The following is a 14,733-nucleotide window of genomic DNA, read 5'->3' as shown; positions in this document are numbered from 1 at the left end:
CATTCTTTCTTGTTCTATGTCAAGCAATCTCTGTTGGGAGAGCGGCTACCTTTGTATTGTCAAAACGACGGAAAAACATTCAAACACAATAAAAACTTTAAAGATTATGGCAACTATCTGGAACATCGATCCTACCCACAGCGAGGTACAATTCAAAGTAAAACACCTGGTGATCTCTACCGTAACGGGTGCTTTCAAAAAATTCTCGGGTAGCATCGAAGCTGACGGCGAGAACTTCGACGGTGCAAAAGCACAGTTCAGCCTGGACGTGGACAGCATCGATACCAACCAGGCTGACCGCGACGGCCACTTAAAGTCTGACGACTTCTTTGCTGCTGCACAACACCCGACTATTACTTTCAAGAACGGTGTGCTGAAGAAAAAATCTGCCGAGAGCTATTCACTGACTGGCGACCTGACCGTACGCGACGTAACAAAGTCTGTTGTCCTCGACGTTGAGTTCGGCGGCATCATGAAAGATCCCTGGGGCAATATCAAAGCTGGTTTCGAGCTGAATGGCAAGATCAACCGGAAAGACTTCGGCTTGAGCTGGAGCGCCCTGACGGAAGCCGGTGGCATGGTCGTAGGTGACGATGTTAAACTGCACCTGAACGTGGAAGTAGCGAAGAGCTAAGAGCTCATAGAAGGTATAAATAGCAGAGGCCATCTCATATTTTTGAGGTGGCTTCTGTTTTTTCTGCCTTTTAATAACTGAGCGGTACCGTTCAATCAGTCGACCGGTGTTCCTGTGGCTATTCCCGTAGCTTTGTGTTGCACCCGAAAACCACAACGTTTATGAACACTTTACTACACCGCCGATGGAATTTCCGTCTGCCCGCGATCATTGCTATCACCTTTATACTGTATGCACAACAGGCCTGGAGTCAGGCCGCGATACCTTTCACGCTGAACAACCGCTCGGCTTACGCCGATGCCAATGTGTATGTGGCCGTGGTGGGTATCATCAACGACAATCACGTATGGATCGACACGCGTACCGGCGCGGTGCGGACGATGAGCACGGCAGACAATACTGTGCAGGGGCCCGTAAACAATGGCGACCAGGGGCCGGGAGGCAATGGCAAGTATGCTAATTGCTTTGCACGCCTCAGTGAGATCCCGAACAAAACCATTCAAGTACCCGGCATTGTTGGATGCCGGATCCTGATCGCGTTCAACTCTCAGTTATATCTATATTTCTTCGGCGCCACGGGCGGTTACGCTGCACCGAACCTGGCCAACCCCAATGATCCCAACCAGGGTGTTCGCTATGAGATTATCGAGCTGGCCAATGCCACCAATGGATTATGGGCCAACACGACGCGTGTCGATGCCTATCAATATCCCATGGGCCTGGAGGTGTGGGGCAACAATGGCTTTTACAAAAAAGTGGGCGAGCTGAAAACGCATGCCGACATTCTGGCGCAGTGGCAATCCACCGCTCCCGCGGCCTTTGCCAGCTGTCTGGATGCCACCAAAGGCATTATTCATTGCCCTTCCAAAACCCCGGCCTTTGCGCCCGGCGGTGCGCAGGGTAATTACCTCGGCGGGTATATCGATGCGATCTGGTCGAAGTATACTTCCGGCGACCTGGTGTTTAACGGCGGCGACGTCGGCACGTGGCGCGGCCGCGTATCCGGACAGACCTTTACATTCACCCGCAGTTCCGACGGGGCGATCGCGACCATTACGCGCAAGCCTACCACCATCGAAGCGTTGGAAGGCAGCGGCTCACTGGCCGCGGGCAGTGGATTGGACAAGGCCGTACAGACACAAATCTGTGCCGCCATCAACCGCCATGCTATCAATCTCAATCTTGCCACCGGTGCCACGCAGGACTTCTCTCCTGCTTCCGGATATTACGGCACGTCGCCCTACAACTGGTATTCTAAATTCTGGCACGGTACTGATATCAGCCACGAAGGATTCTCGTACGGCTTCTGCTATGATGATGCTTTCGACCGGTCATCGACGATCAATGCTTCTTCGCCTATACGTGCTACCGTTACCATCGGTGGTTTCGCCGGCACAACGGGCGGCGGGTTCAGCACGGTGATTCAGGCAGAATCGTGGGCCTACATGGCGGGCGTTCAAACGGAAGCCACCACCGACGCTGGCGGCGGTCTGAACGTCGGCTGGATCGACGCAGGCGATTGGCTGGCCTATAACATTACGATACCCCAGGCCGGTACATACCGCATTACATACCGGGTGGCATCGCCTAACAGCAATACCACGCTTAAGCTCGAAAAAGATGCCGGCGCCACCCAACTGGGCACGGTGACAGTTCCTAACACCGGGGGCTGGCAGAACTGGGCGAATGTGTCACACGACGTAACATTGCCTGCCGGTACATACTCCGTCGGCATTGCCACCACCACGGGTGGCTTCAACCTGAACTATATTACTGTCGCCAGTACCGCTGCCGTCAGCGCGCGAAGCCAGGCCGAAAACAAGACAGCCGCTACGGTAACATTGCGTGAGGAGAATGCAGTCGTGCTATCGCCCAACCCTGTGCGCGACCTGCTGTCGATACACCATGCTGAAACTGTAAAACGCGTGAGTATTTATGCCGTGGACGGCCAAAAAATAATGGCTGTGGAGAATCCCGGTAGCGCGATCTCTGTGCAGCAACTGAAGCCCGGCATACACATCGTCGTTGTCGAACATCACGATCTGACGATACGCAAAGAGAAAATCATTAAAGAATAATCATAAACCTGAACCTGGATCTGCCTTCGCAAAGGCTTCGGCAGACAAATAAGGCCGTCCCCAAGGGGACGGCCTTTCTGTTTCATTCATTCTTGTGTTTGATCCGGTTTCCTTATTCACCCAATACAATTTGCACACGACGGTTCTTGGCGCGGCCGGCAGCCGTAGCGTTATCAGCAATCGGTTTGGCGGGGCCAAAGCCTTTCGACTCGATACGCTGCTCGGTCAGGCCTTTGCTCACGAGGTAGCGTTTTACCGCCGCCGCGCGAGCTTCTGACAGCTCCTGGTTGACGGCAATGCTACCGGTGTTATCGGTGTGACCGTAGATGCCTACTTTCAGGCCTTCGGCCACCACCGAGCTGCTCAGAATCTCGTCCAGCACCTGGTACGAAGCAGATTTGATCACGGCGCTTCCGGTCTCAAACTGGATTTCGTACGTACGCGACGATACCTCCGTCGTGATCTCCGCCGAGTAGGTCTGCTTTAACGCCTGACCTTCCAGGAGCTCGGGATGGTTGACCAACACCGACTGTAGGAATGATTTGTCCACTACAGTAGCGTACGCCGGGTACGTGGCCATGTATTCCGGGTACATCCTGGAAAGTATGTCACCGAACGTGGTGTATACAATTTTATAGCGGTCGATGCCGTCTTTACCCAGGCCGAACATGTTCGCAGCGTCTTGCAGATTGAAGGCCATGGAACCACCCAGTGACACCATGTTACCCTGACGGTCTTTCTCGGTAATACCGTTGTAGTATTTCAACCAGTAGTCGGCCGTCTGCTCATCATATACCTTCGCGGAGACCTTCGCGGCAAACACCTTGGCTTCTGTAAAAGAGCGCACCTGGTCGCCCGCCTGGCCCAGCATCATGATCAGGTTTTCGATGTCGGTACGGTGGTCGTAGGCGAACTTCTTGATCGTGATCGTAATGTTTGGCATCTGCGACGAGTACTGCCTGGTGGTGGCGATGGATACCAGGCCACCTTTTTGCTGGGCGACGTTCACGTCGGCCGGTGTCCAGGTCGATACAGCGTCCACACCTACTGTGATCTCTTCGCTTACTTTTTTACCATCCTGAATGAGCTTGCGGGTTTCCTTGTAGCCGGTGATGTATTTGTTGGCCGCATCAAGGAAGTCGTTGGCTGCAATCAGGTTGATTGCGTTCTTGTCATACGTCGTTTCGTCGGGGTTCACTTTCAGGTTGTTGTCACCCGCCCACTTCAGCAGAATGTTCATGTCGCCGTCGCGCAACACACAGGCTACTGTTTTACCCACAGCCGACGCAGGATCTTTTTTCCATTCCACGGGACCCATCAACTGGTCTTCGCCGTACGATTTACCCATGGCATAGAATGCTATCGGCTGATACTCGGGGCCCAGGGGCTCCAGCTCTTTGGAGAGCGCTGCGAAGAAGGCCGGCATACCGTCGCCCATAAAGGACGCAAACACGCCGGGCGCGTCGGGGTTGTTTTTATAATCCTGCGCGAACTTGACGATGTCGGTAATCGACTTAAAACAGTCGTCCTGTCGCACGATCTGGATCTGCAACCTGGACTTATCGGCCAGCGACCCTTTGGTGGTGTTCGCACCACCGTTGGCATAGAGCAAGGGGAACTGCGCGTTCCACGCCATGATCTTCCACACGATGCGTGTACCACCGTTTACCGATTCCTCCTGGGAAGGTAATGGCAACGCTATCGCGTTACCCGCAAGCGAGGCTTCCGGTGCGTCGGGCAAGGCCACGCGACCGATGTCGTGTGAAGCCTTTGCTTCCTGCGGACGTTTGTCATACCAGTAAAGCTTGCCAAAGAGGATGAGCCCCAGGGTAAGAACAATCAATATGATCTTGCCCGATGATTTTAATTTAGTTGCCATGGTAAATGTAGGTTTGTTGTTGTTCGTTGGTTACGTTGTTTATTATACTGTTTATTTTAAGAGGTTCTGGAATTCAGTGCCTTCACCCGATTCTTTTGTTGTATTGCCCGTGGTAAGCTTAAAAGCGTCCTCTCCGTTGAAAGACTCGAGCATTTTAAGGCCTTCTTTTTCATACGTGGCATTGTCGAGGTCGATCGATTTCATAAAGTCGGCCGAATAGGTAATGGCCTTTTTCATGTTGGCGAGCTTACCCGCGATGTCATCTTTGAGGTATTCCATAGACTGTTCTACCAGCAGCTTCTTCTCGGGGTCACCTTTGAAGATCTTGAGGGCGGAGTTCAGTGCACGGTTACCCGACGTGACGGATTTATACAGGTCGCGCTTCAGCTCCAGCTCATTGCGCGCGTCTTCAATGAGGTAGGCACTGTTCTGGTGAATGCGGGTGAGGTACTCACCAATGCGCGACAGGTTATCCCGGATCGGCGTCAGCTGTTGGATATACTCTTTCAGTCGGCCGATCTGCCGCGTCATGTTGCCAAGCTCCGGCAACATGTTTCGCTCGCGCGCCACTTGTGCCTTGGTCATGAACTTATTGATCTCGCTTTCCTTTTCCTTAATCTTGAGATCGATCTTCTCCTTCTGACCATCGACTTCGAGCGATTGCTTGTATAGCTTCTCGCGCTCGTCGGTCATGTCGCGGATATAGTCCTCGGCAATGATGAAGGGGTCCAGCTCGATCACGATGCCCGCGAACTTCTTCATCAGAATCTCATAGAGGTAAAAGAGGCCCAGCCTGAACTTTCGATGCGTGACCATGTAGAGGAATGCACCCAGCGATGCCAGGGCAATACCAAAGTTTACCGTGTTCCATACGACCTTGGTCAATACTGGCAATACATAGTAGCCGGCCGCTACCAGTAAGCCGATGCCTACCAGGGTACCGAACTTGCCACCGGGACGCTTCCAGTACGACTTAAGCTGTTGCGAGTCTGCAGGAAAGAATTGTGTTTCCATAGTTTATACCATTGTTTGTATTTGGGTTATGTGGTCGTTGATCTTTCGAAGCATGGCCTCGCACGCCGTTGTCCGGCTATCTTTTCGGATAGCCAATGCGTTGCCATGTCCTCCGCGAATTCCACGAGGAGGCCCATGGCCTTTTTTGAAAATCCCAGCCATTGTTGTTTTGGTTTATGTGAAGAAATCAGGGAAGCCGAGTAGACACAGCAGTGTACTTTCTTCGGCGATGCTCCGTGAAGGCAATAGAAGGACTTGGTTTAAGTTTTTAAACCTCGTTTGTTGTTCGGTACGTCAGGGGAAATAAACCAGCCGTCTAAGAATGCCTTTCTGCAGAGAATTAGAAAGTAGCGGGGGGGTTACTGGTCATGTTCGTTGTTGAGTGCTTGTTAATGCGTTGTTCGTGGGAGAATAAACGTAGCCGTTACAGTTTAGTTGAGATTTTGAAAAGGTTGCGTTAAATAAAAATATAGTATAGTACTTGGAAGTTGTTTAGAATATACATTATGAGGAAATTTGACATATAATTATAGTATAGTAACGGTTGGTTTGGATGGCAAAATATCCCCCTAAGAGACTGTAAATCATGACACAAACGTGTTTTTTTGGGTAAATGAGCCCTTGCGGTGTTTGCGGTACGGCTCCACGCCAGTCTAAGACTGGTAGCAGTCGCCGTCACAAGTTCCGTCCCTTCGGGACTTAAACTTGCGCCAGCAAACCCGTTAAGATCAAATCCTTGTATAAACAAAAAGGCCACCCAGAGCAGGCGGCCTTTTCAATAGTATCAAATGATGTCAGTCTACATGCGCTCGGGCACTTCAATGCCCAGCATATGCATCGCGCGTTTGATGGATTTGGCGATGGACTGTGACAAGGCTATGCGAAACTTCAGCTTGTTTGTGTCGGTCTCGTTAAAGATCGGTATGTTCTGATAGAATTTGTTGTACTCCTTCGCCAGGTCGTAGGCGTAGTTGGCAATGATGGAAGGAGCGTATTCGCGGGCAGCTTCCTGTACTTTGTTTTCAAATACACTCAGCACCTGCAGCGCTTCGCGTTCAGCGGGCTCGAGGGCAGTCACACCGTTCAGGTCGCCGGCCGATACCTGTAAGCCCATGCCCTCGGCCTTGCGAATAATGGAGCGGATACGTGCGTGAGTATACTGTACAAACGGGCCGGTAAAACCTTGCAGCTGGATGGACTCCTGCGGATCAAACATCATCCGCTTCTTGGGATCTACTTTCAACAGGAAGAATTTCAACGCGCCCAGGCCGACCATTTCAAAGAGACGTTTCGCTTCGTCGTGGCTCATCTCGTCCAGCTTGCCCAGCTCACGCGACTGCTTTTCGGCGTCTTCGTACATTTCCTGCATAAGCTCGTCGGCATCCACTACGGTGCCTTCGCGCGACTTCATCTTACCGGTGGGCAGGTCGACCATGCCGTAGGACAGGTGGAAGCATTGTTTGGCCCATTCGTAGCCCAGTTTGCCCAGGATCAGGAACAAAACCTTGAAATGGTACTCCTGTTCATTCCCCACGGTATATACCTGACCCATGATCTTCGGGAAATCGCGGAAGCGCAGGATGGCGGTACCGATATCCTGCGTCATGTATACGGAGGTGCCGTCGGAACGCAGCAATACTTTTTGGTCCAGGCCGTCGGCCGTCAGGTCTACCCAGACAGAGCCGTCGTCTTTCTTAAAGAATATACCTTTCTCCACGCCTTTCAACACTTCGTCGCGGCCCAGCAGGTAGGTGTCGGATTCGTAATACAGTTTATCAAAGTCTACACCCATGCGGGCATAGGTGGCGCTAAAGCCTTCGTACACCCAGCCGTTCATGGTTTGCCAGAGAGAAACCGTGTCGGGGTCTTTCTGCTCCCACTTGCGCAGCATGTCAGATGCCAGCTGCATGATGGGGGCCTGCTTCGAGGCCTCCTCTTCGCTGGCGCCTTTGGTGATCAGGGCTGCCATCTGCGCCTTGTAGGCCTTGTCGAACTCGACATAATATTTGCCTACGAGGTGATCGCCCTTCATATTCGTGCTCTGTGGCGTTTCGCCATCGCCGTACAGTTTCCAGGCGGCCATCGACTTACAGATGTGTATGCCGCGGTCGTTGATGATCTGTACCTTGCGTACGGTATAGCCGTTGTTTTTGTAAATCTCGCTTACGCTCCATCCCAGGAAGTTGTTGCGCAGGTGACCCAGGTGCAAGGGTTTGTTGGTGTTGGGCGACGAATACTCGATCATGATCTCCTGGCCGTTGTCCGGCAGTTGGCCATAATTCGGGTTGGCGACAATTGCGCGCAGTACGTCTACCCACACCTGGTCGCTCAGGACCAGGTTCAAAAAACCTTTTACCACATTGTAGCGGCTTACGATGCCAGCATGTTGCACCAGGTAGTCGCCTACCAGGCGTGCCGTTTCTTCGGGGCCTTTGCGCGACAGTTTGGTGAGGGGGAAACACACGACCGTGTGCGACCCTTCAAACTCGGCGTTTGTGGGTTGCAGTTGTATAGCTGACAGCGGCTGACCAAACAGGGCTTCTGCCGCTTGTTTGACCGCTGTGCGAAGTGACTGATCTACGTTCATAATAAAGATACCCGCCCTACCACTCGAGTATGTAGGCAAACATCAGGGGTGCGACAATGGTCGCGTCTGATTCAACAATAAACTTAGGTGTTTCAATGCTCAGCTTACCCCACGTGATTTTCTCGTTGGGTACTGCGCCCGAATACGACCCGTAGCTGGTAGTCGAGTCGCTGATCTGGCAGAAATAGCTCCAGAAGGGCACGTTGGTACGCTCCAGATCCTGGTGCAGCATAGGCACCACACAGATCGGGAAGTCACCGGCGATACCACCACCGATCTGGAAGAAGCCGATACCGTCTTTGCCGGCGTTTTCTGTGTACCAGTCTGCCAGCCATACCATGTACTCGATACCCGACTTCATGGTGCTGGCCTTCAGCTCGCCCGTTAGTACGTACGACGCGAAGATGTTCCCCATCGTGGAATCTTCCCAACCCGGCACAACCATCGGCATATTGCGTTCTGCGGCGGCGATCATCCAGGAATTCTTCGGATCAATTTCATAATATTGCTTCAAGTCGCCGCTGTTGATCATGCGGAACATAAATTCATGCGGAAACAGACGCTCGCCCGCGTCTTCCGCATCTTTCCACACCTTGAACAGATGCTTCTGCAGACGGCGGAAGGCTTCCTCTTCGGGAATACACGTATCGGTTACGCGGTTGAGGTGGTTTTCCAGAAGGCCCCACTCCTGCTCGGGCGTGAGGTCGCGATAGTTGGGAATGCGCTTGTAGTGTGAATGTGCCACCAGGTTCATGATGTCCTCTTCGAGGTTGGCACCGGTACAGGAAATGATGTGCACCTTGTTCTGGCGGATCATTTCGGCAAAGCTGATGCCCAGCTCGCCGGTACTCATGGCGCCAGCCAGTGTTACCATCATTTTTTTACCTTCGGCAAGGTGTTTTTTATAGCCTTTGGCGGCATCTACCAGCGCAGCTGCATTAAAATGCAGAAAGTTTTTCTCAATAAACGACGATATTGGTGTGTTCTGGCTCATGGCTTGTGTTATTCAAATTACGGGGCGAAATTAAGAAAAACAGGGATTTACGCGTTATGAAAAGCAGCGGCCCGATTGGTAAATTATTAAAAAGCTTATGAAGATGTACGTTTGGGTGTTTTGTAGTTTCATGGCCCTCGCCACGAAAGCACAGGACGACGAGGGGTTTGAACTGGTTAAAAAAGATGGGGATATCAGCATTTACGAGCGCTGGATTACATTTTCCAAGGTCTCACCGCCCGTAGAGGCCCGCGAAGTAAAGGGGGAGTTTTTTTTCAACAACACGGTATATGAAGGGCTGCGCATTATTCAGGACCAAACGTTGGTTGAGCAATGGCAAAGCCATGTGAGCGAGTTTAAGATCTACAAACAACGCGGCGACACTACTACCTGGTTCGAATATTCGTACCACGATATTCCCTGGCCCGTCGCCGACCAGGATAGCTACCTGATCTATCGTCTCTCCAGCCCGGGCCCCGGCATTCTCTTTATTGCCTTCGAATCGTACGTCGACGCTACACGTGCTCCCGTGCGTAAAGGTGTTACCCGCCTGGAGCTGGCCGGCAGCTGGCGCCTGGAGCGGCTGACGCCCGGACGCACAAAGGCCACCTATCGCATCTTGTCCAAACCGGGAAGCATACCCAAGTTTATCACCGACCCGATCATCCGCAATAACATGATGACGACGATCCGCGAGTACATTGCATTACTCGAGGATCCGTCACGCTACAATAATAAAAAATGATTATTCCGCCAATACGGGGCGGCTGGCAATAGCCTTGGCAGTGGCCTCCAGAATCTCGAATGCGCTTTCCGCCATGCGGTTTTCTGTGTCCAGTGTCGGGTTTACTTCCACGATCTCCCAGGCACAAACCTTGGGGTCGCGCGCCAGCTCGGTGTTAAGCGCCTTTGCTTCCGCTACAGTCAGGCCGTTGGGCGACGGTGTGCCGGTGCCGGTCGATACATGGCTGTCGAGACTGTCGACGTCAAACGACACATAAACATAATCGCAGTGGTCGAGCATCGCCGACGCTTTGCGGGCAATGGCTTCCGCGCCTTCGCGCTGCACGTCTTCGATCTCGATAAAGTTGACGTTGTATTTGTTCAACAGGTAGTTCTCGGGCTTTTCCAGTTCGCGTACACCGATATAGACAATGTCTTCCGGGTAGATCTTCGGGCCGGGCATGCCCACGTTCTTAAGTTGCTCCCAGTATTCGAGCGTCTCGCCGAGCGGGTCGTTGATCTTACACTCATAATTGTCAATGCCACACGCCATGGCCAGCGCCATGCCATGCATGTTGCCGGACGGGGTAGTGAACGGTGTGTGGATGTCGGCATGGGCGTCGATCCAGATCACGCCGAGACGTGCTTTGGGATGTGCTTTTTTAATGCCGGCAATGGTGCCATAGGCGGTGCTGTGGTCGCCGGCCAGTACCAGCGGAAAAAACTCATCAAAGATGGTTTCGTATACTTCCAGGCAAACGCGCTCTTCCATAATCATGACGCCGTCGATGAACTTGGCGTGTGCATGTTGGGCGCCGTCAAACAGGAGCTCGTTGACGTTCTCTACTTCTACGGACTCGTGCTGCTTAAAAAAATCCGACTGCAGGTCGAGGCTGGCGATCTTCATGGCTTCCACGCCCATGCTCGCGCCGCGGGTTCCGGCACCGATTTCGGACTTCACTTCAATGATCTTTAGCTCTTTCACGACAATGTCTATTAAGGTTTTATGAATTAGTGGTTAACCGCAGGAATAAGTTAAAAAAACGCGCTTCCGTCCGCCCTTAGAGGTCGGGCTGACCGGTGTAGACCGGAACAATCAGATCGGAAAAACGATTAACCATGGGTTCCAAATGAATTATTGCAAAGATGGCAAATTTATCCCAATATTGCACCCTTTGCCAGAGCGTTCGTCACTATCTGGTCGTTGCAACAGCAGCAATCGGCCTGTAGTAGACTACTGACAATAAAAAGACCGGCGCAGGAAGCCCTCCGCACCAAACTAAAGTCATTACTTTTCAAGACGTTCAACAGACTAACAGACAACGGAGTAAATGAAGAGCTACCGCGAACTGATTGAGCAAACTTTTGAGTTTCCTCAAAAAGAATTTAAGGTCCGCGACCACGAATTGCTGTTTAACGATGTCCCCGTGATGGACATCATCAAACAATACGGCACTCCCCTCAAGCTAACCTACCTGCCCCGCATCAGCGAGAATATTCGCTCTGTACAGGCTCTTTTTAAGGCTGCTCTGGAGAAATTCAAATACAACGGCAACTACACATATTGCTACTGTACCAAGTCTTCGCACTTTTCTTTCGTTCTGGAAGAAGCCGTGAAGAACGAGGACGTACACATGGAGACCTCGTCGGCATTCGACATTCCCATCGTGCGGTCTCTCTACGCCAAAGGCAAGATCACCAAGGATACGTACATTTTGTGCAACGGCTTTAAAATGCCGCTGTACACGCAATACATCTCCGACCTCCTCAACGACGGTTTCCACAACTGTATTCCGATCCTGGACGAGATGGGAGAATTCGAAGAATACGAAAAGAATGTCAAGACCCCCTACCGGGTAGGCATCCGCGTCGCAGCCGACGAAGAACCTAAGTTCGAGTTTTACACCTCGCGTCTCGGCATTCGCTACAGCGACATCCTTCCATTCTACCGTGAGAATATTGAGAAGAGCGAAAAGGCGTCGCTCAAGATGCTTCACTTCTTCATCAACACGGGCATCAAAGACACCGCATACTATTGGAGCGAACTGAGCCGCTTTGTTTTCAAGTATTGCGAAATGAAAAAGATTTGCCCGTCGCTCGACTCGATCGACATCGGCGGTGGTTTCCCGATTAAGACGTCCCTTACGTTCCACTTTGACTATAAGTACATGATCGAACAGATCGTGGAAAACATCAAGTGGATTTGTGATAAGAACAACGTACCTGTGCCGAACATCTTCACGGAGTTCGGTAGCTACACCGTGGGCGAAAGCGGCGCGGTGCTGTACAATGTTATCGATCAGAAACTGCAGAACGACAAAGAGCTGTGGTACATGATCGATGGTTCGTTCATCACCCACCTGCCCGACGCATGGGGCCTCAACCAGAAGTATGTGCTACTGGCTGCCAACAAGTGGGACGACCCTTACCACAAGGTAAACATGGGTGGCCTGACGTGCGATAGCATGGATTATTACAACTCGGAAGCTCACACGGGCGAGGTGTTCTTGCCCATGATCAACGACGAAGAGCCTTTATACATCGGCTTCTTCCACACGGGCGCTTACCAGGAATCACTGGGTGGTTATGGTGGCATTCAACACTGCCTTGTACCGGCGCCGCAGCACGTCCTGATCGACCGCAACGAAGACGGTGAGATCACGACCCGGCTATTTGCTGCGCAGCAGACTGCGGAGAGTATGCTGAAGGTATTGGGATATTAAGATAACGCCAACAGAAATAAGAAGCCCGCATGTATACATGCGGGCTTCTTTGTTTTTTACTGTTATGCTCTCGGGGATTACCGTCCGAACATCGACAGCTGCGTCTCTTTATATCCTGTTGGTATAGCGAAGTCTGCTGCCGGCAATGCGTGGCGCTTCAAAGACGTAACTTCCATGGTCATGTTGCCTTCGGGAACGGTCATCTCGATGCGCAACGGCACTCCGTCGATCTTCTCATAGAACAACAGCTGGGGATGGTTGCCAAAACGTTGCTGCGCCATACTCTTCATGTCGAAGTCCTGAATAGCCGTGGTCGTCCAGAATATCTGCGTGCTTTTTTTTCCTTCATAGGTGGTCTCTGCAACGTACTTGGTACAGGTGTAGTCCAGGATCTTTTTTGTCTCGGTTGTTTTGGTGACTTTCACCTCAGGCGTCTTGGTTTTATCATCCTGATTTTCGTCGCCTTTGGGCAATACCGAATAGGTCTTGCTTTCGCGGTCGATGCGGTAGGATTGATTTTTATCTTTGAGATAGAGTATTTCCATGTTAGCCATGATACCACCTTCCATCTTGGTCAGTGCGTTGCCATTTTTGGTCTTTTGCTCAAGCCCCGTCGGTATGAACGAATTAATGTTACCACCTTTCGCTGCCTTGAGCATCGCCTCCATTTGTGTCTTCATCTGGGGGTTTGCGTCCATCATCGCCTTGAATTGGGGGTCGCTCATTTTTGCTTCCAGCTCTTTCATTTGCGCCTGTGTAGCCGGGTCGTTCATTTTCTTTTGTGCTTCTTCCATCTTGGCTTTGGTGGCCGGATCGGTGATCACAGCTTCCATCTTCCAGCGGATCGTGCCTTCGAATAGTTGCGCGTGACCGGGTAAAACCAGGAGCAGCAACAGGGCGGCGAAGAATAGTTGTTTCATAGGATGTTTATAAATTTTAAAGGGGTTTTATGCCAGCGTCTTGTAGTACGATTACCGTGCCAGTCAGGTTGTCCGTTGCGCCGGATGCGGCGCCGAACGTTGCCAAAGTAACAGATTCTCCGCCAATCCAAAAATCGGCCCCTGTGCGCCTTCCACCGTATGTTAAATTTTACGGAGTATGGCCGGTGAATAAAAGAGGGAAAACTGCTCTGATGCGACACAATCGCGACCTGGGCACCATCGCAATCGACAACACATGGTAAAAAATCGACGCCTGGCACGCCGGACGAATTGTATAAACGCAGGCTTTTTTTAGTTTTGCTATAATCCAAAAACCAGTCGTGAATAACGCCATCGTCATTGTTCCCACGTATAAGGAACGCGAGAATATCCGCGCGATCATCGATACTGTTTTTGCACTGCCCAAGGATTTTGACATTCTCATTGTAGACGATAACTCTCCCGACGGCACGGCCGAAATCGTCGAACAGCTTCAGCTTACCTACAACACAGCAGTTACCCGGCTTCACTTATTAAAACGTCCGGGAAAACAAGGATTGGGTACTGCCTATATCACAGGCTTTAAATTTGCTCTGGAGAAAGGCTATGAATACATCCTGGAAATGGATGCCGACTTTTCGCACGATCCGAAAGACCTGGTAAATCTATATCTCTCGTGCACGGAGCACGGCAGTGATGTTTCGATCGGCTCGCGTTATGCTACGGGGGTAAATGTTGTGAACTGGCCCATGGGCCGGGTGTTGTTGTCGTACTTTGCCAGTAGCTATGTGCGCATGATCACGAGCATGCCGATACGCGACACGACCGCGGGCTTTGTTTGCTACAGGCGTGTGGTGCTGGAGACCATTGCGCTGGATCAGATCAGATTTGTGGGATATGCTTTCCAGATCGAGATGAAATTCCTCGCCTGGAAGTTTGGCTTTAAGCTAACAGAAGTTCCGATCATCTTTACCGACCGCACGCGCGGAGAGTCAAAGATGTCTCCGGGCATCTTCAAGGAGGCCTTCTTCGGGGTCTTGCAAATGACCATTCAAAGCTGGTTCAGAAAATACATTCCCAACCCAGCCGTTACAGCGGCGCGCTAAGCATTAAAGGTAACTAACATAACATCCAACCCGTTGATTCGCGGACAAGGTGACCTACCCGCGAACCAACGGATC

General features: G+C 51.6%; 11 protein-coding genes. 5 read left to right on the top strand and 6 right to left on the bottom strand.

Features of this window, described 5'->3' with window-relative positions; genetic code table 11:
* Positions 1-106 precede the first annotated feature (106 nt).
* Both K7P01_RS23490 and K7P01_RS23485 read left to right on the top strand, forming a co-directional pair.
* The gene (locus K7P01_RS23490; protein ID WP_267297027.1) at positions 107-634 is read left to right on the top strand and encodes a YceI family protein; all 528 of its coding nucleotides are present in this window, start codon (positions 107-109) and stop codon (positions 632-634) included.
* Positions 635-795: 161 nt separating this feature from the next.
* Positions 796-2,712 (top strand): beta-1,3-glucanase family protein, encoded by a 1,917-nt coding sequence (locus K7P01_RS23485; protein ID WP_267297026.1) that lies wholly within the window; start codon positions 796-798, stop codon positions 2,710-2,712.
* A gap of 112 nt (positions 2,713-2,824) precedes the next feature.
* Here K7P01_RS23485 and K7P01_RS23480 read toward each other — a convergent pair whose 3' ends face one another.
* The 4 genes from K7P01_RS23480 to K7P01_RS23465 form a co-directional block, all read right to left on the bottom strand.
* Positions 2,825-4,591 carry an OmpA family protein gene (locus tag K7P01_RS23480; protein ID WP_267297025.1) on the bottom strand — a complete coding sequence of 589 codons (1,767 nt, stop codon included), beginning with the start codon at positions 4,589-4,591 and terminating at the stop codon, positions 2,825-2,827.
* Positions 4,592-4,642: 51 nt separating this feature from the next.
* Positions 4,643-5,605 (bottom strand): PspA/IM30 family protein, encoded by a 963-nt coding sequence (locus K7P01_RS23475; RefSeq protein WP_267297024.1) that lies wholly within the window; start codon positions 5,603-5,605, stop codon positions 4,643-4,645.
* 799 nt (positions 5,606-6,404) lie between these two features.
* Positions 6,405-8,192: an arginine--tRNA ligase gene (gene argS / locus K7P01_RS23470; protein ID WP_267297023.1), complete on the bottom strand. Its 1,788-nt coding sequence runs from the start codon at positions 8,190-8,192 to the stop codon at positions 6,405-6,407.
* A 16-nt stretch (positions 8,193-8,208) separates the two neighbouring features.
* On the bottom strand, positions 8,209-9,186 hold the full coding sequence (locus tag K7P01_RS23465) for a deoxyhypusine synthase family protein (protein ID WP_267297022.1): 978 nt from the start codon (positions 9,184-9,186) through the stop codon (positions 8,209-8,211).
* 97 nt (positions 9,187-9,283) lie between these two features.
* On the opposite strand from K7P01_RS23465, the gene K7P01_RS23460 reads away from it, so the two are divergent.
* Entirely contained in the window at positions 9,284-9,931 is a 648-nt protein-coding gene (locus K7P01_RS23460) for an SRPBCC family protein (protein ID WP_267297021.1), read from the top strand.
* Here the strand turns inward: K7P01_RS23460 and K7P01_RS23455 are convergent, their stop codons facing one another.
* Entirely contained in the window at positions 9,932-10,894 is a 963-nt protein-coding gene (locus K7P01_RS23455; RefSeq protein ID WP_267297020.1) for an arginase, read from the bottom strand.
* A gap of 346 nt (positions 10,895-11,240) precedes the next feature.
* Here K7P01_RS23455 and K7P01_RS23450 point away from each other — a divergent pair, with 346 nt between their 5' ends.
* The gene (locus tag K7P01_RS23450; RefSeq protein WP_267297019.1) at positions 11,241-12,632 is read left to right on the top strand and encodes a type III PLP-dependent enzyme domain-containing protein; all 1,392 of its coding nucleotides are present in this window, start codon (positions 11,241-11,243) and stop codon (positions 12,630-12,632) included.
* Between the two features lie 77 nt (positions 12,633-12,709).
* On the opposite strand, the gene K7P01_RS23445 is transcribed toward K7P01_RS23450, so the two are convergent.
* Positions 12,710-13,552: a DUF4412 domain-containing protein gene (locus K7P01_RS23445; RefSeq protein WP_267297018.1), complete on the bottom strand. Its 843-nt coding sequence runs from the start codon at positions 13,550-13,552 to the stop codon at positions 12,710-12,712.
* Between the two features lie 341 nt (positions 13,553-13,893).
* Between K7P01_RS23445 and K7P01_RS23440 the strand changes: the two genes are divergently transcribed.
* Entirely contained in the window at positions 13,894-14,658 is a 765-nt protein-coding gene (locus K7P01_RS23440; protein ID WP_267297017.1) for a polyprenol monophosphomannose synthase, read from the top strand.
* Positions 14,659-14,733: the final 75 nt, after the last annotated feature.

The sequence above is a fragment of the Parachryseolinea silvisoli genome, from assembly GCF_021190955.1.
Lineage (GTDB): Bacteria > Bacteroidota > Bacteroidia > Cytophagales > Cyclobacteriaceae > Ohtaekwangia > Ohtaekwangia silvisoli.
This window is presented reverse-complemented; position numbering and strand designations above follow the sequence as displayed.